This is a genomic window from Pseudomonas capeferrum (assembly GCF_000731675.1).
Taxonomy (GTDB): domain Bacteria; phylum Pseudomonadota; class Gammaproteobacteria; order Pseudomonadales; family Pseudomonadaceae; genus Aquipseudomonas; species Aquipseudomonas capeferrum.
This window is the reverse complement of record NZ_JMIT01000004.1, coordinates 147,466-167,919: the sequence shown is the minus strand read 5'-3', so window position 1 is coordinate 167,919 and position 20,454 is coordinate 147,466. Positions and strand designations below refer to the sequence as shown.

Below are 20,454 nucleotides of genomic sequence, written 5' to 3'. Positions count from 1 at the left end.
CCACCTATTACCAGCGGCGTGAACCCCGTCAGGCGCTTGGGATGTCCTGAGTATTGATGCGATAACGTGTGCTGCGCCCTCCACCTGGCAGGCGGGTCAGGCAAGCCTTGTCGAGCAGGTCGGTGAGGTGACGGGTTGCGGTGGCCTTGGAGACTTTCGCCACGGCCTGGTACTGCGCGGCATTGATACCGTCTTCGAAGCCGCGTGGGCCTCCGTCGAGCAGCCTGTTAAGTACCTTGACCTGTTCGGGCAACAGGCCGTCCGCGCGGTGTGTTTGCCAGAACCTGGCTTTGCTGAGTATCCGGTCGATATTCAGCAAAGCCTGTTCGAGACTGCGTAGCAGGGTTTCGAGAAACCAGGTCAGCCAGCGGGTGATATCAAGGTCGCCTTTCTGACTGCTCTCCAATATCTGGTAATAGCCAGTCCGGTCTTCGAGGATGCTTGCAGACATGGCATAGAAACGAATCGCCTGCCGCTCTGCCTGAGCCAGCGCCAAGTCGGTGATGGCCCGGGTCAGGCGGCCATTGCCATCGTCGAAAGGGTGCAGCGTGACGAACCAGAAATGCGCGATGCCTGCACGTAACAGCGGGTCCAGGTTGGTTGCTTGGCGGCTGCTGGCAAACCAGTCGAGAAAAGCATCGACCTGTCCTTCCAGGCTATCACGGGGCGGTGCCTGGAAATGTACCGTGGGCTTGTCGAGGCGTCCTGAAATCACCTGCATCGGTGCCTCGGCACGCAGCTGGCCCACCCGTATCGCTTTGCTCAGGCTTTCTTCCACCGCAGGGAACAACCAGTGATGCCAGGTGAACAGACGCTGCAAGGTCAGCGGCTGGTCGTACCCTTGCGTCGCATCCAGCATCAGTTGCGCGAGCCCTTCGCTGCGGACAGTGGTCGGGCCTTGTTCATGGATGCCCAAGCGTCGTGCGAGCGAGGAGCGCACGGAACCCACGTTCAACTGTTCACCCTCGATCGCCGACGAAGTGACAATGTTCTGCAGGAGGGTATCCAGGATGTTCTGGCACTCACTGAGCGCGTCGATGGAGCCGATCTTGCCCAGTAAGCGTCCTTGCCTGTCGACGCAACCGCGTAGCAAGGCCCCGATTGGCTCGCTTTGCCATTGGAAATGGGGCCAGTCGGGTTGCTGCCAGATCCACATTGGGCTGTTCATGATCGTTTCACTCCACCCGTGAGCCGAATGAGCTGTCTATTCGGCTCATTATGTGAGCCGAATAATAGCGCTATTCGGCTCACGTACGGTGACCCACCGCAAAAAAGGGGCGCCCCCATGAAGGAGCGCCCCTGTTCAAGACCCGCGGACCTGAATCAGTCAGTGGTGATCCGCGAATGCTGCTTGGTGTCTTTCATGGTGGCATACACCAGCAGCGAGCAGGCGATGCAGCCGGTGACGTACCAGTAGAAGCCGGTTTCCATGCCGTTGCTCTTGAACCACAGGGCCACGTATTCGGCGGTGCCGCCGAAGATCGATACGGTCAGGGCGTACGGCAGGCCAACGCCCAGGGCGCGGATCTCGGTCGGGAACAACTCGGCTTTGACCACTGCATTGATCGAGGTGTAGCCGCTGACGATGATCAGCGCAGCCATGATCAGGAAGAACGCGCCCCACCAGCTTTGCACGGTGTGCAGGGTGCTGAGGATCGGCACGGTGAACAGGGTGCCGAGCACACCGAAGGCGATCAGGATCGGGCGTCGGCCGATCTTGTCGGACAAGCCGCCGACCAGCGGTTGCAGGCACATGAACAGGAACAGCGTGGCGGCCGAGATGGTGGTCGAGTCGGTGATGCTCATGCCCACCGTGTTGACCAGGTACTTCTGCATGTAAGTGGTGTAGGTGTAGAAGGCCAGAGTGCCGCCCATGGTCAGGCCGACCACGGTCATCAGCTCTTTGGGATGACGCATCAGGGTGCGCATCAGGCTTTCCTTGGCCTTCTCCTTCTTGGTGAAGGAGGTGGTCTCTTCCATGCCGCGACGCAGGTACAGCGCAACCACCGCGCACAGCGCGCCGATCACGAAGGGCACACGCCAGCCCCAGGCATACAGCTGCTCGGTAGTCAGCGTCTGCTGCAGGATGATCAGCACCGCCAGGGCGATGAGCTGGCCAGAGATCAGGGTCACGTACTGGAAGCTGGAGAAGAAGCCACGGCGTTCCTTGCTGGCCATCTCGCTGAGGTAGGTGGCCGAGGTGCCGTACTCACCGCCCACCGACAGGCCCTGCAGCAAGCGCGCAAGCACCAGCAGAATTGGGGCGGCGACGCCGATGGTTTCATAGCCAGGGGTCAGGGCAATGACCAGGGAGCCTGCGCACATCAGCAGCACCGAGGCCATCAGTGCGGCCTTGCGGCCTTTGCGGTCGGCGTACAGGCCCATCAGCCAGCCACCGATCGGGCGCATGAGGAAGCCCACGGCGAAGATCGCGGCGGTGTTGAGCAGTTGTGCAGTGGTGTCGCCGGCAGGGAAGAACGCTTTGGCGAAGTACAGCGAGAATGCGGCGTAGACGTACCAGTCGTACCATTCGACCATGTTGCCGATGGACCCGCTGAAGATCGACTTCAGGCGGCTGGCGGTGGTTTTTTCTGCGGTCGGCGCAATGGCCGCCCCGGTGGGCAGGGAGGTGGCGTTATCCATCAGGGATACCTTCTCGTTGTTTTTGTGGAGCGCGCCGGAGCGCTGCTTGCCACGGTGATTGCAGAAGGTGTGCCAAATGGGTGCGAAGTGATTCATTTGCGGGCACGCATGGCACCCAGCCCGCCTACCAAGGCCTGGCAAGGCGCCCGTGCAGGAGCGGCCTTGCGTCGCGAAGGGCTGCAGCGCAGCCCCAAACGAGCCGCCATAAGCAAATATCCGCTTACCCCGCTCATCAGATAAGCGGAAAACCGCCTACCGCTCGATATAATCCTCCCGCACCAGCCCATGCCGCTGCATCTTCTCGTTCAACGTCCGCCGCGGCAGTTGCAAAGCCTCCATCACCCCCTTGATCTCGCCCTTGCTCTGGCGCAACGCCGCCCGCAAACACTGCGCTTCGAACGCTTCCATCTGCTCGCCCAGCGACTGCCCGGCCGGCACCACTTCACTGTTCGGCGAACCCAGCCCCAGCGCGTGCCGCTCTGCCGCGTTGGCCAACTCGCGCACATTGCCCGGCCAGTCATGGCACAGCAGCTGCGCCAGCTGGCTGGCGCTGAGCACCGGCGCTGTTCGGCCCAGCTTCTCAGCGGCAGCACGGGCAAAGTGCTCGAACAGCAACGGGATGTCTTCACGCCGCTCACGCAACGGCGCCAGCCGCAGCTCGGCGACGTTCAGGCGGTAGGCGAGGTCTTCACGAAAGCGCCCGGCACGGGCTTCTTCCAGCAGGTCGGGTTTGGTCGCGGCGATGATGCGCAAGTCGACGCTGATGCTCTGGTTGGCGCCCAGCCGTTCGAGCTTCTGTTCCTGGATCACGCGCAACAGTTTTGCCTGCTGGGCCAGGGGCATGCTCTCGATCTCATCGAGGAACACCGTGCCACCATTGGCATATTCCAACTTGCCGATCCGTTTACCCTGGGCGCCCGTGAAGGCACCGCTCTCATGGCCGAACAGCTCGGCCTCGAACAGCGATTCGGGGATTGCCGCGCAGTTGAGGGCAACGAAGGGCTTAGCCGCCCGCGGGCCGAAATCGTGCAGGCAGCGGGCCACGCGCTCCTTGCCACTGCCCGTTTCGCCGCGGATCAGCACATTGACCGGCAAGCCGGCCAGGTCCAGTACCTGCCGACGCAGTTGCTGCAGGCCTTGGGACATGCCCAGCAGGGTGCCTTCGAGGCGCGACTTGAAGTCTGCCTGTTCGTGCAGCCGGCGGTTTTCCAGCACCAGCTGGCGTTTTTCCAGGGCTCGGCGCAGGCTGCCCAGCAGGTGTTGCGGGGTGAAGGGCTTTTCGAGGAAGTCGTAGGCACCGTTGCGCATGGCCTCCACCGCCATCGGTACGTCCCCGTGGCCGGTCAGCAGGATCACCGGCAGGTCGGGGTCAGCCATTTGCAGGCGTTCGAGCAACTGCAGGCCATCGATGCCCGGCATGCGCACATCGCTGATGATCACCCCGGCAAAGTGCTCTGGCAGTTGCGCCAGGCACGCTTCGGCGTGGGCGAACAGTTGCACGCTGAAGCCGGACAGGCTCAGCCATTGCTCGACGGCGGTACGGATACTGGCTTCATCGTCGACAACGATCACTGAATTCAACATACAGGCTCCAGGTCGCGGGGCAGGGTAAGGCTCAGGCGTGCGCCGCCAGGCAGGTTTTCGGCCTGCAGCTGGCCGCCCGCCTCATGCACGATGCCATAGGAAATGGCCAGGCCCAGGCCTAGCCCTTCACCCACCGGCTTGGTGGTGAAAAACGGGTCGAAGACCTTGGCCAGGTGCTCATCATCAATACCGCCCCCAGAATCGAGCACGCTCAGGCGCCACTGGTCGTTATCCAGCTCGATGCGGACCTCCAGGCGCTTGTAGCGTTTGTCGGCCATGGCGTCGAGGGCATTGCGCAGCAGGTTGATCAGCACTTGCTCCAGGCGGATCGCATCACCGCGGACCCAGGCGGGGCGCGCCAGGTACAGCGCCACCTCGACGCCTTCGGTGCGGATGCGCGTGTCCAGCAGGTGCAGTGCCTGGTCGACCACAGAGGCCAGGTCCAGCCGCTCGCGCAGCCCGACCGGGCTGTTGCGGGCAAAGGTTTTCAGGTGGCTGGTGAGCGCGGCCATGCGCGTGAGCATCTGCTCCAGCGGCTCCAGGGCTTGGCGGGCCTCGCCGTAGCGGCCATGGTCGAGCAGCAGGCGCAGGGTCTCCAGTTGCATGCGTTGGGTGGTCAGGGGCTGATTGATCTCGTGGGCCATGGCGGCTGACATCTGCCCCAGTGCAGCCAGCTTGGCCGATTGCACCAGGCCTTCCTGTGCGGTTCGCAGCTCACGGGTGCGCTCCTCGACCTGGCGTTTGAGGGCTTCGCGGCTGCGCTGGCGCAAGCGTGCCAGGCGCAGCCGCTGGCTGACGAACAGCGCCGCGAAGACCAGGCTCAGCCACACGGCGGCGGCCCCCAGGGCGGCATTGCGGCCGTCGGCCGCGACCTGCGGTTTGCGCAGCAGGTGCAAGGTCCAGTCCTCACCGTGCAACGGCAGGCTTTCCCACAGGTATTCGGCGACCCCCTGCGGGCCATGCACGCGGCTCAGGTGGCTGTTGTCGGCAAACTGGGTCAGCACCTGGTGCTGCAAAGGCACCAGAGGCTGTTTGTCGTATTGCCGAGTCTCGGCCAGTTCGGCACGGTCAGCGCCGCTGAGCGGCTGCAGCTCGCGGTAGCGCCAACCGTCCTGGTTGGCAATGAAGGTGATACCGCGGGCATCACTGACCAACAGAATATCGCTGCCTTGGCGCCATTCGCGTTCCAGCTCGGGGAACTCGAGCTTGACTACCATGGCACCGAGGAAGCGGCCTTGCTCGTCGGTTACCGCGCTGGCGAGGAAATAGCCTGGCACGCCGCTGGTCACACCGACGGCGTAGAAACGCCCGCTGCCCTGGCTGCGGGTCTGCTTGAAGTAGGGGCGAAAGCCGTAGTTGGAGCCGACGTAGCTGCTCGGCAGTCGCCAGTTGCTGGCCGCGATGGCCAACCCGGTGTGGTCGAGCAGTTCGAGGGTGGACGAGTTGGCGGCACCGTTGATGCGTTCGAGCTTACGGTTCAGGGCGTCCTGTACCGGCTCGCTGACCGGGCCGCGCAACGCTTCGATCAGCTCCGGGTCGAGCGCCAGCACCGCCGGCAGGGCGCGGTAGCGTTCGATCAGGGTGTGCAGTGCGTTGGCATAGAGGCCGAGCTGCTGGCTGGCGCGCTGGGCGTCGTCCTCCATGGCCTGGCGCTTGGCCTGGTGCATGGCCCAGCCCGCGCTGAGGGCGGTGCCGAGCAATATGAACAGGATGATCAGCCCCAGACGCAGGGCGCGAAAGGAAAAAGCCATGGGGCAGATCCGCATGAAAGGGATAGCAGGGCCGGCCTGTTCGCGGGTAAACCCGCGAAGGGCCGGTACTGTTCACAGGCGTGTCACAGCAACTCGAAACTCTGCTGTTGCACCGACTCGGAATCCAACCCTACCTGAACGTTGAACTCGCCAGGTTCGGCAACCCGCTGCAGTTGGCTATTGTAGAACTTCAGGTCTTCTTCGCTGATGCGGAAGGTCAATGTCCGTGACTCGCCGGCCTTGAGCGGCAGTTTCTGGAAGTTCTTCAGCTCCTTGACCGGGCGGCTCATGGACGCCGAAACGTCCTGCAGATACAGCTGCACCACGGTTTCGCCGTCGCGTTTGCCGGTGTTCTTCACCGTGACCTTGGCCTCCAGCGTATCGCCACGCTTGAGGTCCTTGGCCGACAGGGTCAGGCCCGACAGTTCGAAGCTGCTGTAGCTCAAACCATAACCAAACGGATACAACGGGCCGTTGGGCTCTTCGAAGTACTGCGAGGTGTAGTTGCCAGGCTTGCCGGGGGTGAACGGCCGGCCAATGCGTGTGTGGTTGTAGTACATCGGAATCTGCCCGACCGAACGCGGGAAGGTGATGGCCAGTTTGCCGGACGGGTTGTAATCGCCGAACAGCACGTCGGCGATGGCATTGCCGCCCTCGGTGCCGCTGAACCAGGTTTCGAGCAGGGCGTCGGCCTGCTCACGCTCCCAGGCGATCGACAGCGGCCGGCCATTCATCAGCACCAGTACCAGCGGTTTGCCGGTGGCTTTCAGGGCCTTGATCAGCTCGCGCTGGCTGGCCGGGATCTCCAGGGTGGTGCGGCTCGACGACTCGTGGGACATGCCGCGCGACTCGCCGACCACTGCCACTACCACGTCGGCCTGCTGGGCCGCCTTGACTGCTTCATCGATCAGCACGGCGGCTGGGCGCAGGTCATCGACGATTTCCGGGGCATCGAAGTTGAGGAAGTTCAGATAGTCGAAGATCGCCTTGTCGCCGGTGATGTTGGAGCCTTTGGCGTAGACCAGCTTGGCCTTGCCATCCACGGCGCGGCGCAGGCCTTCGCGCACGGTCACCGAATGCACCGGTTTGCCGTCGGCGGCCCAGCTGCCCATCATGTCGATCGGTGCATCGGCCAGCGGGCCGACCAGGGCGATCGTGCCGGCCTTCTTCAGGGGCAGGGTCTGGTTGCGGTTTTCCAGCAGGACCAGGCTGCGGCGGGCCACGTCACGCGCGGCGTCGCGGTGCAGGCGGTCGTTGCCGTAGTAGTCCTTGAGGTCGGTTTCGGCCTTGCCGATTCGCACGTACGGGTCTTTGAACAGGCCCATGTCGTACTTGGCGCCCAGCACTTCGCGCACCGCCTGGTCCAGCTCGCCCTGGGTCACTTCGCCGGCCTTCAGCAGCCCTGGCAGCTCTTCGCCGTACAGGGTGTCGTTCATGCTCATGTCGATGCCGGCCTTGATCGCAAGCTTCGCGGCTTCTCGGCCGTCGCGGGCGACGCCGTGGCGAATCAGCTCCTGGATGGCGCCGTGGTCGCTGATGGTCACGCCCTTGAAGCCCCACTCCTTGCGCAGCAGGTCGTTCATCAACCAGGTATTGGAGGTGGCTGGCACGCCATTGATCGAGTTGAGCGCCACCATCACTCCGCCCGCACCTGCGTCGAGCGCGGCGCGGTAGGGCGGCAGGTAGTCGTTGTACATTTTCGGCAGGCTCATATCGACCGTGTTGTAGTCGCGGCCGCCTTCCACCGCGCCGTACAGGGCGAAGTGCTTGACGATGGCCATGATGCTGTCGGGGTTGGCCGGGCTGCTGCCCTGGAACGAGCGGACCATCACCTGGCCGATTCTGGAGGTCAGGTAGGTGTCTTCACCGAAACCTTCACTGGTGCGGCCCCAGCGCGGGTCGCGGGCGATATCGACCATCGGGGCGAAGGTCATGTCCAGGGCGTCGGCCGCGGCTTCGATGGCTGCGGTGCGGCCGACCTTGGCAATGGCGTCCATGTCCCAGGTGGCGGCCATGCCCAGGCCGATCGGGAAAATGGTGCGTTCGCCGTGCACGGTGTCGTAGGCGAAGAACATCGGAATCTTCAGACGGCTGCGCATGGCCGCGTCCTGCATCGGCCGGTTCTCGGGCGCGGTGCGCGAGTTGAAGGTACCGCCGATACGCCCTGCGGCGATTTCCTCGCGGATCTTCTCGTGCGGCATCTCCGGGCCGATGCTGATCAGGCGCAACTGGCCGATCTTCTCGGCCTCGGTCATCTGGCTGATCAGGTGATTGATGAACGCCTGCTTGTCTTGCAGGGGCGGGGCGGTTTGGGCGGCGAGGGCCGCCTGACTGGCAAGGCCCATGGCCAGGCCCAGCAAAGACAGTTTCATCATGGATTCCGTTGTGGGGCCTCTACCGTATCCACAGTGATACGCGCGCGGCCGAAGTTATCAGGCGACTATTGTTGTACAGTTCGGGGGCAATGCTGCCAGCGGCGGATTATGCCTGAATATATCGGCTGCCGATGGCGCCCTGCGTGCCTGGACAACAACAATAAGATCGATCGAGAGACCGCTGGCATGACCCCTTTCAACGAATACGATCAACGCCAGATCGCCGAAGCCATTGCCCGCGCCGAACGGCGCACCGATGCCGAACTGGTCACGGTGCTGGCCAGGCGTGCCGACGATTACGCCTACCTGCCGCTGTTCTGGGCTGCCGTGCTGGCCTTGGCCGTGCCTGGCCTGCTGCAGTTAGTGCTTGGCTGGCCCGGTATGCGTGGCCTGCTGGTGGCCAATGTGCTGGTGTTCATCGGTTTGTGCCTGCTGTTGCGCAACCCGCGCCTGGCCGGCTGGTTGATCCCCCGTGCCTTGCGCCGCTGGCGTGCGTCGAGCCTGGCCCGTCAGCAGTTTCGCGAGCAGAACCTGCAGCGCACCACGGCTGCCACGGGGGTGCTGATTTTCGTCAGCGAGGCGGAGCGGCATGTGGAGATCCTGGTCGACCAAGGGGTCGAGCGTTACCTCGATGCCAGCGCCCGCGCGGCCATCGTCGGCCGTTTTGCCGAACAGGTCCGCCAGGGTCGGACCGTGCAGGGGTTTGTCGAATGCATCGAGGCCTGTGGCGAGGCACTCAGCCAGCATGTACCCCCCACCCATACGCGCAACGAGCTGCCTAATCGCCTGGTCATTCTGGACTGAACGCGGCTGGCGAGTGAGGGGGCGGCAAGCTCGCCGCCACACCTGTAGAATACGGGGCATTGCGCAACGCGCCCCCTGCTACCCGAGGCACCGTTTTTCATGTCCGCCAGTTCTTCTGCTTCAACCGCGCCAGATGCGCGTGCCCAGTTCCTCGCGCTGTTGAGCACCGCCCTGCACGGCAATACCTTGGTCAAACTGGTGCTGGCGCGCCACGTCGGTGCCGACTCGACCTTGCAGCGGATCATCGCCAAACCGTTGCAGGTCAAGGGCCAGCCCTGCCTGTCGCTGGTGTATCGCCACCAGACCCGGGACATCACCCGCAACCTGCCGCTGGAGCAGGCCGAAGTGCTGGTGGCTGAATTGCTGCCTGAGAGTTTTCGCAATGCCCACCTGTTCGATGCCGACGGCGAAGTGCAGTTGACGTTCAGCAAGAAGGGCAAGCCCATGCTCCAGCGCCACGGCGCCCAGGCCCCGCGTGAAGCGGCAGCGAGCAGTGCCCATGACCGCGAGAAGAAGCGCTACCTGGAATTGTCGCGGCCATTCCTGCGTGACCTGGGTGTGACCGATGCACAAGGGGCGTTGATCCCGTCGATGTCGCGCAAGTGGAAGCAGATCAACAAGTTCATCGAGGTGTTCGAGCACGCCCTGGCCAGCGCGCCGGTGCCAGCCGAACAGGCCCTGCGGGTGGCCGACTTCGGCTCGGGCAAGGGCTACCTGACCTTTGCCATGCACGACTACTTGCGCAATACCCTGGGCCGCGAAGCCCAGGTGACGGGTGTCGAGCTGCGCCAGGAAATGGTCGACCTGTGCAACGCCGCCGCTGCGCGGCTTGAGCACCCTGGCCTTGAGTTCCAGTGCGGTGATGTGCGCAGCGTGGTGCCCGAAGCGATCGAGGTGATGATCGCCTTGCACGCCTGCGACATCGCCACCGACTACGCCATCCACACCGGCATCCGTTGCAACGCCGCGATCATCATGTGTTCGCCGTGCTGTCACAAACAGATCCGCCCGCAGTTGCACAGCCCGGGGTTGCTGCAGCCGATGCTGCAGTACGGCCTGCACCTGGGGCAGCAGGCCGAGATGCTCACCGACAGCCTGCGCGCGCTGTACCTGGAAGCCTGTGGTTATGAGACCAAGGTGTTCGAGTTCATCTCGCTGGAGCACACCAACAAGAACAAGATGATTCTGGCGGTCAAGCGCAGGCAGGCGGTGGATAACGGGGCGCTGCTGGAGAAGATTGCGCAGCTCAAGGCGTTTTATGGGGTGCAGGAGCATTGCCTGGAGACACTGTTGCGCGGGGATGGGTTGATTGCGGGTTGAGGGGTGGGGTTTTGCGCGCATGCCTTGATTGATGCAGTGCCTGTGAGATCGAGCGCCGCCGGGCATGCCTTGGGAGGTTTAGCGCCTATGAGATCGAGCGCCGCCGGGCATGCCTTGGGAGGTTCAGCGCCTATAAGATCGAGCGCCGCCCGCGCGGCGCATCGCGACGCAAGGCCGCTCCTACATCTGTTTCGGGCCAATTATTCCTGAGGGATTGGCGCGCGGCCCCTTGGTGCCCGCCTCAATATCGCGTCGTACAAACAAGGCGGTCGCGCGCAAATGCCACTGGCCTCACTGGCCCGAAACAAATGTAGGAGCGGCCTTGCGTCGCGATGCGCCGCGCGGGCGGCGCTCGGTCTCAAAGGCGCTAAAAATGTGATGGCGAACAAACACCCGCCTCAACGGCGAGCAGTCGGCACCTCGATCGCCAGTTCCGCCAACCCCAACGGATGCGTGCTCGCATCGAAAAAGTGCAGCGCAGTCGCCGGCAGATCCCCGAACCGATCAATGTAGTGCTGCTGCTGATTGATCACCGAAGCCTCCCCCAACGGCCGGATGGCAATCGACAAATGGCGGGGGCGAGCTTGGCGAACAGCCTCGACCAAGTGCTGGTCACTGTTGTCCAGATGCTGCCCGAACAGGCACAGCCCCTGGCTTTCCTGCGCGAGTTGCCCCAGGCACCAGTTCAGGTAGTCCGAGTGACGAATAGCGCGAAGCTTCTCGTCGCTGCGGTCTTCGTTGACGAACAACGGCACTTCACCCGGAATGTTCACGGCAAAGCCATCGAGCAGTTCGGCGCTTTCGGCGCTGCGCTGGCGGGTAGTGCCATCCGGCAGCTTCAGCAGGTGCAGGCCGCCATGCAGGTGCAGTACGCGGGTGCCTTCGCTGCGGGTGCGGCGTACGTCGAAAAAACCCTGCTCATCGAACAGCTCGGCAAAACCTTGCGGGGCGTGCTGCACGGCCCATGGCAGGATCAGGTCGTAGTTGCTGGTGTAGATGTTGCGATAGCCGCGCAGGGCCTGGTTCAGCGTGGCCAGCGTGGTGGCCGGCATCAGCGGCCAGGGCAGGTGCAGCGTGCGCACAGCATGGATCAGCGCTTCCTTGATCGAGTAATAGCGGTTCAGCGGCGCGGTGGAGTTGATGGCCAGGGCGGCATTGGCCCGTACGGTGGTGTTCAGCGCGCTGAGCACCGGCTCGAACAGTTCCGTGGAAAGCGACTTGAACAGGGCCTGGTCACTGATCGCCAAACCCTTCTTACGGCCCGCACGTTGCGCTTCTTCGAACAGCGAGAAATAGCCAAACGGCTTCCACAGTGCGCGGCTGGCGCCGTTGCCCAGCAGCAGGGCGTCGCAAGGGTGGCGTTGGTCGAGTGCTGGCCAGGTGGCGAGGTGAGTGTCAGGTGCGGGCATGCGGGGTCCGTTGGGCGGCGCGGGAAACGGGGGCGACTTTAACATGCCAGGCAAGCCCCTGGTGATTGAGGCTGGCGATGGCCAGAAGGTTTGCATGATAATGATATTGATTCATATTAACGCCGTGGCGTTCAATGACCTCCTTCCTTTATTCAGCCGCTGGCGCACGGCTCCTGTTGCGCCATACCCGGTAAGCGCGGATCCCGGCCCGTACCGAGCCGAACAGCAGTTTGTCCTCCATCTCCCGGGCCATCCCTGAGCGCACCAGCATGCGCAGGAAGGTGCCACGGGCGCGGGCGATGGCGAAGAAGATGCCTTGGGCGGCCAGGGTGTCGCGCACCTCGCGCAGTGCGGCGATGCCGCTGACGTCGATGCTGGTCACCGCTTCGGCATCGAACAGCACGGCCTTGGGCTGGGCCTGGCTCTGCACGGCTTCCAGCAGGCGCATCTTGAAGTAGTCGGCGTTGAAGAACAGGATCGCGTCGTCGAAGCGGTACACCACCAGGCCCGGCACGGTGCGGGCGTCCTTGAACTTGCGGATGTCGACCTGGCCCTCGGTGCCTGGCAGCCAGCCCAGCACCGCGTCGGTGGGTTGGTAGATGCTGTACAGCAAGCGCAGGATCGCCAGGGTCACGGCAAATACGATACCCGGCAGCACGCCCAGGCCCAGTACGCCAACCGTGGTCAGCAGGCACAGCCAGAACTCGAAGCGGCTCAGGCGCCTTATGGTCTTCAGCGACTTGATGTCGATCAGCCCCCAGCCTGCCATCAGCAGCACGGCGCCCAGCGCCGCCTGGGGGATCCAGGCCATGGGGGCGGTGAAAAACAGCAAAATCAGGGCGATCACCAGCGCGGCGATGATCCCCACCAGTTGGCTCTTGCCGCCGACCATGTCGTTGACTGCGGTGCGTGAATCGGCGCCACTGATGGCAAACCCTTGGGACATCCCCGCAGCCAGGTTGCTTACGCCCAGCGCCACGAACTCATGGTTGGCATTGATGGCATAGCCATGGCGTGCAGCAAAGCTGCGGGCGGTGAGCATCGCGCTGCAGAAACTGACGGTGGCGATACCCAAGGCATCGCGCAACAGGCTCTTCATTTCTGCCAGGTTGCTTTGCGGCCAGGCCAGTTGCGGCATGCCGGCCGGTACCGGGCCGAGGATGGCGACACCCAAGCGGTCCAGGCCGAACAGGCCGACCAGTACGGTGAACAGTGCCACGGCCACCAGCGCCGCAGGCAGCCGTGGGTAGCGCTGTGGCAACCAGATCAGCAGGGCCAGCGCGCACAGGCCGATGGCCAGGGTAGGCAGGTGAATCTCGCCCAGGCGCTGCAGGAAGTTGACCAGGCTGAGGATGAACCCATCGCCCTCGATCTTGAACCCCACCACCTTGGACAACTGCTCGGCGATCAGGCTCAGGCCGATGCCGTTGAGGTAGCCGATCAGGATCGGCCGCGAGAAGAAACTGGCGATGAAGCCCGCTCGGGCCAGCCCCGCCGCGATCAGCATCACGCCAACCAGCACGGTGACGATCACCGACAGTTCGGCGATGCGCTGTGGGTCGCCCAGTGCCAGGGGCGCCACGGCGCCGGCGATCATTGCGCAAGTGGCGGCGTCCGGGCCGACCATCAGCTGGCGCGAACTGCCGATCAGGGCGTACACCATCATGGGCAGTACGCACGCATACAGGCCATATTGCGGTGGCAGGCCGACGATCTGGGCGTAGGCGATGGCGATGGGGATCTGGATGGCGGCAACCGACAACCCGGCCTGCAGGTCAGCGTGGAACCACGCGCGGCGGTAGTGCAGCAGGTTGGCGAGGCCAGGTAGCCAGCGGGACAGAAACATGCGGGGTCCTTTCTGAATGTTTCACGAATCCCTGACGCATATGCGCTTCAAGCCGTTTCGCTTGCAAGCGGATTCGTCGGTCGCGCATTCAAGCGGATCGGCAACAAAGTGGCCATGGGCCAGGTCAAGGAAAGGGCTTGGAGATGGAAAGGCGGGGACCAGAAACGAAAAAAGGAGCCAAGGCTCCTTTAAACAGCGATGACGTTGCTGGAACGTCATGCGGGAATGCGTGGTGGAGCGGGTAGAGGGAATCGAACCCTCAACTAAAGCTTGGGAAGCTTTCGTTTTGCCACTAAACTATACCCGCGTCTGCGTTCGACTTTTTACCAGAACCCTTCACGAATTAGAAGCCCAAGTTATAAAAAAGCTTGTCGGCGGCCCATAGCCTGCGGGTAATCACTACAGGACGCCGATGCGCTCAGATGGCCAGTGCATGCTGCCCCTGTACGTGCTGGTAGCGTTGACGTGGCTCACGCTCGGTTGGCTTGAGGAAGCCGAGCAGTACGCTGCGGGTGTCTTCGCAGGCTGCCTTGGTCTCCATGTCGAGGAAGTGCCCGGCATCGCGGATGACACTGAAGTGGCTCTTGCCTACATGGCGGCCAAACTCACGGGCATCTTCGGCCGTGGTGTATTCGTCACGTTCGCCGTTGATGAACAGCACCGGGATGTCGATGTTGCGCGCCCTGCTCAATGCCCGTTCCAGGTCATGTTGCAGCACCTCGTTGATGTGAAAGTGCATCTGCGCGTACTCGTGGCTGTCCAGGCTGCTGACGTGGCGGTAGTTGAAGCGCTTGAACAGTGACGGCAGGTGCTTGCCGATGGTGTCGTTGACCAGGTTGCCGACCTGGTAGCGATCACAGGCGGCCAAGTACTGGCAGCCACGGTCCAGGTAGTCGCGCATCGGTTCATTGATCACCGGCGAGAACGAACTCACCACGGCCTTCTTCACCCGCCGCGGCTGGTGCGCCAGCGCCAGCAGCGTGCTTGCACCGCCCCACGAGAACGACATCACGTGGTCGGCCTGGAAGTGCTCGATCAGCTCAAGAAGGATATGCGCCTCGGCCTCCTTGGTAATCAGCCGCTCCTGGCGGTTGTGCGGCTTGGACTTGCCGGCGTACGGCTGGTCGAACAGCACGACGTTGAATTGCGGGTGCAGGTTACGCACCGTCTGGGCGAACGAGGCCGTAGTGGCCAGCGAGCCGTTGATCAAAATGATCGTCTTCTCGGCTGCATCCGCGCGATGGAACTCCGTGTAAACCCGATACTGACCTTGGATATCAAGTACAGCAATTTCTGGCCTCATGTCATCGACTCCTGGCGCAAAAAGGGTATTCGCGTCACCTAGGGTGCACGTTCTTTATGACAGGTAGGCATTTGCCTTGAAGAGTAACGGGGGGCCCAGTGTCGATCCTTGGCACACGTGTCGACGGTATTGTTTTTGGCGGGCAATTTGCCGTGCCCCAAGGCATCTAGGCCTTGGGTGGCCGGCAAAAAGTGTCTTCGGCTGCGGGCGTGACTCACGAGTCACATGCAGACTGACGATTTGGATTCAAGCAGTGGCCTGGGAATCCTGCAAGTGCCGTTCGGGTAAAAATGTGACCTGAACCGCTGGGCGGTCGTATTGGACCAGGCAGAGGCCTAGACGCCGGCAACTTCCTCGTCGGTCAACGCCCTGTAGGCGCCTGGCGCCAACCCTGGGTCCAGGCGAATCGCGCCCATGCTCTCACGGTGCAACCCCACCACCTTGTTGTCGAAATGGCCGAACATGCGTTTGACCTGATGGTACCGCCCCTCGACGATCGCCAGCCGGGCCCGGCGCGGGCCGAGGATGTCGAGCTGGGCGGGCAGGGTGGTGAGGTTTTCGAATGCAAAGTACAGGCCTTGCTGGAACGTGGCGGCATAGTGCGGGCCAATGTCGTCCTCGGTCTCGACCAGGTAATGCTTGGGCAGCTTGGTGGTTGGCTGGGTCAGGCGCCGTGACCATTGGCCGTCGTTGGTCAGGATCAGCAGGCCGGTGGTGTTGAAGTCCAGGCGCCCGGCAATGTGCAGGTCCTCGCGCATCTCGGCGGGCAGTAGCTCAAGCACCGTGCGGTGCTGCGGGTCGAGCGTGGCACTGACGTACCCGGCTGGCTTGTTGAGCATCAGGTAGCGCGCCGGCCGCCCGGCCTGCAGCAGTTGCTCATCCACTTCGACGCGGCTGAACTCACGCACCGGGGTCAACGGGTCGGCCGCGACGATGCCATCGACCCGCACACGGCGCTGCACCAGCAGCAGGCGAACTTGCTGGCGGTTGTAACAGGGCAGGTTGGCAAGGAAACGGTCAAGGCGCATGGCGAACAGGGCAGAAGAAGCGGGCGCGCAGTCTAGCGCTTTGTGCCGGGCGCTGCTGCCTGCAGTTGCGTTTCGACTGCTGCACAGCGTGGGCACAGGCAGGCCTTGTCCCTTAATTCGGCGGGCAGGGCCTGGAGCACGGCGGGGTCGATGGTCACGCTGTAGCACCAACAGGCCTGGGTGGCGCTGCGGGGGTCGGCGAGGCTGCACTGGTTGAGGGCGCCGCAGGCGGGGCAGTGCTGGCTGTCATTCATGGCTGGGTCCGGGGGCTTCACTGCAGACGCGGTTGCGGCCGGCCTGCTTGGCACGATAGAGCGCGCGGTCGGCGCGGGTCAGCAGGGCATGCAAGGTATCACCCGGCTGCAGGCTGCTAAGGCCGATGCTGGTGGTCAGGCGCAAGGGTTGGTCGTCATAGCTGAAGGTCAGTTGCTCGGTGCGGCGACGGATTTTCTCCGCCACTTCGATGGCTTGCCGGCCTTGTGCTTCACGCAGCAGCACGATGAACTCCTCACCGCCCCACCGGCACAGTATATCCGACTGGCGCAGGCTGCCCTGCAGCACATTGGCGAACTGGCGCAGCACTTCGTCGCCTGCCAGGTGGCCGTGGGTGTCGTTGAGGGCCTTGAAGTGGTCAAGGTCGATCAACAGCGCCACCAGTGGGCCGCTGTCACGCTGGGCTTCATGCAAGGCCTGGGCGGCCAGCAGGTCGAAGCTGCGCCGGTTGGGCAGGCCGGTAAGGCTGTCGAGGGTGGCCAGCGCCTCGGTGCTGGCCTGGTGGCGCTTGACCATGGCATGCACCAGCGCCAGCACCACCAGGGTGATCATCGCGCAGATCGCCAGGTTCAGGTACAGCGAGTGGCGGATGCGGTCCAGAGCACCGGTCTCGCGCTTGTCCACCAGCAGGTACCAGTCCAGCTCGGGAAGGTGGCGCACATTCAGGAAGTGGCTGTGGTTGTCGCTGTCGCGGTATTCGTGGCTGCCTTCACCGGGTATCGGTTGCTGGGCCAGCAGGTCGCTCAGTTCGGGGTTGTCGCTCAGCGGCTGGCCGACCCGCAGGCCATGCGGGCCACCGTCGGAGCCGGTCAGCAGGACCTTGCCCTTGGCGTCGGTGAACAGCACCGAGCGCTGGTAGCGCCGCTGGTACTGGTCGATCAGCTTGACCACCGACGACACGCTCAGGCCTACGCCGGCGGCGCCGATAAAGCGCTGTTGGTAATCCAGCACCTGGTAGTTGATGAATACCGTCAGGCTGTCCTGGTTGGCCATGTCCAGGTCGACGTTGATCTCGTAGGGTGCCTTGAGGTCGCGCAGGCGGAAGTACCAGGCATCGCGCCAGCTGCCTGGCTTGATCTGCTTGAGCACACCCTTGGCCTGATAGTAGGTGAGGCTGCGTTCAGAGACGAAAAACGAGGTGAAGGTGTCCTGCTTGCCCATGATCTCGCCCAGGTAGCGGGTGATGCGCTGGGTGTCCTGCTCACCGGACAGCACCCAGTCCCGCAGGAAGGTGTCCTGGGCCATCATCGAGGCGATCAGCACGGGGCGGATCAGGTCTTTCTGGATTTCCGAATAGACCGTGTCGGAGGTCAGTGGCAGTTCGGTATTGACGATGCCATCGCGGATGGCGCTGCGCGAGGCGAAGTAGCTGAGCAGTGAGGTGGCGAGGAAGCCGCTGGCCAGCAACATCAGCAGGGTAATGATCAGCGAGCGCTGCGAAAACAGAGCGGAACGTACAGGCATGATCTTCCCGTGATGTGTGCCAAGGCGCTCATTCTAGTGAGATGGCCGGCAAATGACTGCAAGTTTTTGCAGGGTTATCCGAGCTGTTTCAAATTATTGCAAAAATGGCACTGCACCCGGGTCTGGCGGTCTTATTCAGTATCGATGAACGCCTTACGCATCGATGCTCGCCAGCGCCGCTGTGCGGGCACTCCAGCGGTCCAGGAGGCCGCCATGTCCTATCGAATTCTGTTGATCGCCCTGCTGGGTCTGATGACGTCCGCCTGCGCCCCTTACTACGGTGGCGGGGGCTACTACCGTTCCGATTACTACACCAGCGACCGCTACGTGTCGCCGGGGTATTACCGCCACGACCGCTACTATGTGGCGCCGCAACCGCGCTACTACTACCAGCCAGCACCGCGCTACTACCGCCCGGCGCCGGTGCCGCAATACAGGCCACACCCCCAGCCAGGGATGAACCAGTGGCACGGTAACCCGCGGTATGACTATGGCAATCGCCAGCGCTATGACTATGGGCGCGACCGCGATCGTCACGACTATCGCGATGGCAGCCAGCGTTACCAGAACGATCGCTGGCACTCCAATGGGCGTGGGGATCGTGACCGCAGGCCGGAGGGCGGCCGGGGGCAGGGCCGCAACTGGCAGCGGTGATGCAATGGGGGGCGCTTTGCGCCCCTTTCCACGACCCGGTCATACCTGATCAGCGAGATCCGCCAACGGGTGGCGCCCTTCCCAGACCTTGGCAAAGTGCGCCTCGACCACCGCCGCCGGTACCTGGGCTACATCCGGCCAGTGCCAGCGCGGCTGATTGTCTTTGTCCAGCAGGCGTGCGCGCACCCCTTCGCTGAAGTCCGGGTGTCGGCAGCAGTTCAGGCTCATGCTGTATTCCATCTGGAAGACCTGCGCCAGCGACAGGTGCCGCGCCCGGCGAATCTGTTCCCAGACCAGGTGCGCCGTCAGCGGGCAGCCTTCGTGCAGCCGTTTGCCGGCTTCGGCCAGCAGCGGGTCATCATGGTATTTCAGGCCCTCCAGTGCCCGCCACGCGGCGGCTGGGTCGGCAACGTCGAGCAACCGATTGATCTCGTCGCGGCGGGGCAGCCACTGCGCTTCGGGCAGCTCGGCGCAGGCGCGGTGCTGTTCGGCCTTGAGCAGGCTGTTCAATTGCAGGGCGGTCTGTTCCTGCCAGTTCAGTTGCAGCAACTCTTCGATCAACGCCTCTTGCTGGTACTCACCCAGGAACCGGTCGGCCAGGCCCAGGTCGAGGGCATCATGGGCGTTGATCGGGGCGCCGGTGAGCCCCAGAAACAACCCGAGCTTGCCTGGCAGGCGGGCCAGGAACCAACTGGCGCCGACGTCGGGGTACAAACCAATGCTGATCTCTGGCATGGCCAGGCGGCTACTGGGGGTGACGATGCGCACGCTGGCGCCTTGCAACAAGCCCATGCCCCCGCCCAGCACATGCCCATGCCCCCAGCACAGCAAGGGTTTGGGGTACGTGTGCAGGGCGAAATCGAGGCGGTATTCTGCGGCGAAGAAGGCGGCGGCCAACGGCGGCACGCTGCCCGGGTGTGCCCGGCAGGCCTGGGCCAGCGCACGCACATCGCCCCCCGCGCAGAACGCCTTGGTGCCGTTGCCGCGCAACAGCACGCAGACGATTTCGGGGTCGCGGGCCCAGGCGTGCAGTTGTTCGCCGAGCACTTCGATCATCCGCAGGTTCAGCGCATTCAGCGCTTTGGGTGCATCCAGGGTGGCGATGCCGATGCCGGCGCCATCGGCACCGGTCAGTACCTCGCAATGAATGGACATGGACTACCTCTCGCAGGTCATGGCTCAAGTATGGCCTGCCTGGGCGATCATGCCGGTCGTCGGTCGGATCGTTTGACAAGCGGGAGTGGCTTACCTAGTGTCGCGCCATTGTTTACGGATGGCCCCATGACTGACGACGATCGCATCAAACTCGAACCCAGCTGGAAAGCCGCATTGCGCGACGAATTCGACCAGCCCTACATGCATCAGCTGCGTGAATTCCTGCGTCAGGAGCACGCGGCCGGCAAGGAAATCTACCCACCGGGCCCGCTGATCTTCAATGCGCTCAATTCGACGCCGCTGCCGCAGGTCAAGGTGGTGATCCTCGGCCAGGACCCTTATCACGGCCCCGGGCAGGCCCATGGCCTGTGCTTCTCGGTGCAGCCCGGCATTGCCACGCCGCCGTCGCTGGTTAATATCTACAAGGAGCTGCAACGCGACCTGAACATCCCGATCGCCAGCCACGGCTATTTGCAGAGCTGGGCCGAGCAGGGCGTGCTGCTGCTCAACACGACCATGACCGTGGAGCGTGCCAATGCGGCTTCGCATGCCAAGAAAGGCTGGGAGTTCTTTACCGACCGCGTCATACAGGTGGTCAGCGAGCAGTGCCCGAACGTGGTGTTCCTGCTGTGGGGCGCGCATGCCCAGGGCAAGCAGAAGCTGATCGACGGCACCAAGCACCTGGTGCTCAAGTCGGTGCATCCGTCGCCGTTGTCGGCGTACCGTGGGTTCCTCGGCTGCGGGCATTTCAGCCGGGCCAATGGCTTCCTTGAACAGCGCGGGTTGGCACCGATCAACTGGGCCTTGCCGCCGCTGTGACAGACCGCATCACCTCCCTCGCGGGT

Annotated in this window: 16 protein-coding genes and 1 tRNA gene; 4 read left to right on the top strand and 13 right to left on the bottom strand. The window is 63.4% G+C overall.

Features of this window, described 5'->3' with window-relative positions; translation table 11 throughout:
- Positions 1 to 28: 28 nt before the first annotated feature.
- The 5 genes from PC358_RS22855 to bglX form a co-directional block, all read right to left on the bottom strand.
- The gene (locus PC358_RS22855; protein WP_033702739.1) at positions 29 to 1,168 is read right to left on the bottom strand and encodes a Fic family protein; all 1,140 of its coding nucleotides are present in this window, start codon (positions 1,166 to 1,168) and stop codon (positions 29 to 31) included.
- Between the two features lie 155 nt (positions 1,169 to 1,323).
- Positions 1,324 to 2,643 (bottom strand): MFS transporter, encoded by a 1,320-nt coding sequence (locus PC358_RS22850; RefSeq protein WP_033702996.1) that lies wholly within the window; start codon positions 2,641 to 2,643, stop codon positions 1,324 to 1,326.
- Between the two features lie 252 nt (positions 2,644 to 2,895).
- Positions 2,896 to 4,227: a sigma-54-dependent transcriptional regulator gene (locus tag PC358_RS22845; RefSeq protein WP_033702738.1), complete on the bottom strand. Its 1,332-nt coding sequence runs from the start codon at positions 4,225 to 4,227 to the stop codon at positions 2,896 to 2,898.
- Positions 4,221 to 5,978 (bottom strand): sensor histidine kinase, encoded by a 1,758-nt coding sequence (locus PC358_RS22840; protein ID WP_033702737.1) that lies wholly within the window; start codon positions 5,976 to 5,978, stop codon positions 4,221 to 4,223. The genes PC358_RS22845 and PC358_RS22840 overlap by 7 nt, the downstream gene beginning before the upstream one ends.
- An 83-nt stretch (positions 5,979 to 6,061) precedes the next feature.
- On the bottom strand, positions 6,062 to 8,353 hold the full coding sequence (gene bglX / locus PC358_RS22835; protein WP_033702736.1) for a beta-glucosidase BglX: 2,292 nt from the start codon (positions 8,351 to 8,353) through the stop codon (positions 6,062 to 6,064).
- A 186-nt stretch (positions 8,354 to 8,539) separates the two neighbouring features.
- Here bglX and PC358_RS22830 point away from each other — a divergent pair, with 186 nt between their 5' ends.
- Together PC358_RS22830 and PC358_RS22825 are read left to right on the top strand one after the other, a co-directional pair.
- A complete protein-coding gene (locus PC358_RS22830) occupies positions 8,540 to 9,157 on the top strand; it encodes a TPM domain-containing protein (protein WP_033702995.1) in 618 nt (205 codons plus the stop codon).
- Between the two features lie 99 nt (positions 9,158 to 9,256).
- Complete coding sequence (locus PC358_RS22825; protein WP_033702735.1) at positions 9,257 to 10,477, top strand: class I SAM-dependent methyltransferase; 1,221 nt, start codon at positions 9,257 to 9,259, stop codon at positions 10,475 to 10,477.
- A 398-nt stretch (positions 10,478 to 10,875) separates the two neighbouring features.
- Here PC358_RS22825 and PC358_RS22820 read toward each other — a convergent pair whose 3' ends face one another.
- The 7 genes from PC358_RS22820 to PC358_RS22790 all read right to left on the bottom strand — a co-directional run bounded on the left by PC358_RS22820 (position 10,876) and on the right by PC358_RS22790 (position 17,800).
- On the bottom strand, positions 10,876 to 11,886 hold the full coding sequence (locus tag PC358_RS22820; RefSeq protein WP_033702734.1) for a DUF4917 family protein: 1,011 nt from the start codon (positions 11,884 to 11,886) through the stop codon (positions 10,876 to 10,878).
- Between the two features lie 148 nt (positions 11,887 to 12,034).
- Complete coding sequence (locus tag PC358_RS22815; RefSeq protein ID WP_033702733.1) at positions 12,035 to 13,732, bottom strand: SulP family inorganic anion transporter; 1,698 nt, start codon at positions 13,730 to 13,732, stop codon at positions 12,035 to 12,037.
- Positions 13,733 to 13,965: 233 nt separating this feature from the next.
- A tRNA-Gly gene (locus tag PC358_RS22810) sits at positions 13,966 to 14,039 on the bottom strand.
- Positions 14,040 to 14,150: 111 nt separating this feature from the next.
- On the bottom strand, positions 14,151 to 15,035 hold the full coding sequence (locus PC358_RS22805) for an alpha/beta fold hydrolase (RefSeq protein ID WP_033702732.1): 885 nt from the start codon (positions 15,033 to 15,035) through the stop codon (positions 14,151 to 14,153).
- A gap of 335 nt (positions 15,036 to 15,370) precedes the next feature.
- A complete protein-coding gene (locus PC358_RS22800; RefSeq protein WP_033702731.1) occupies positions 15,371 to 16,063 on the bottom strand; it encodes a pseudouridine synthase in 693 nt (230 codons plus the stop codon).
- 32 nt (positions 16,064 to 16,095) lie between these two features.
- The gene (locus tag PC358_RS22795) at positions 16,096 to 16,317 is read right to left on the bottom strand and encodes a cysteine-rich CWC family protein (protein ID WP_033702730.1); all 222 of its coding nucleotides are present in this window, start codon (positions 16,315 to 16,317) and stop codon (positions 16,096 to 16,098) included.
- Positions 16,310 to 17,800, bottom strand: coding sequence for a sensor domain-containing diguanylate cyclase (locus PC358_RS22790; RefSeq protein ID WP_033702729.1), 1,491 nt, complete (start codon positions 17,798 to 17,800; stop codon positions 16,310 to 16,312). The genes PC358_RS22795 and PC358_RS22790 overlap by 8 nt, the downstream gene beginning before the upstream one ends.
- Before the next feature lie 213 nt (positions 17,801 to 18,013).
- Between PC358_RS22790 and PC358_RS22785 the strand changes: the two genes are divergently transcribed.
- Positions 18,014 to 18,454, top strand: a complete 441-nt coding sequence (locus PC358_RS22785) for a hypothetical protein (protein WP_033702728.1) — start codon at positions 18,014 to 18,016, stop codon at positions 18,452 to 18,454.
- Between the two features lie 39 nt (positions 18,455 to 18,493).
- On the opposite strand, the gene PC358_RS22780 is transcribed toward PC358_RS22785, so the two are convergent.
- Entirely contained in the window at positions 18,494 to 19,609 is a 1,116-nt protein-coding gene (locus tag PC358_RS22780; protein WP_033702727.1) for an enoyl-CoA hydratase/isomerase family protein, read from the bottom strand.
- Between the two features lie 126 nt (positions 19,610 to 19,735).
- Here PC358_RS22780 and ung point away from each other — a divergent pair, with 126 nt between their 5' ends.
- Positions 19,736 to 20,428, top strand: coding sequence for a uracil-DNA glycosylase (gene ung, locus PC358_RS22775; protein ID WP_033702726.1), 693 nt, complete (start codon positions 19,736 to 19,738; stop codon positions 20,426 to 20,428).
- The last annotated feature ends 26 nt before the right edge of the window (positions 20,429 to 20,454 follow it).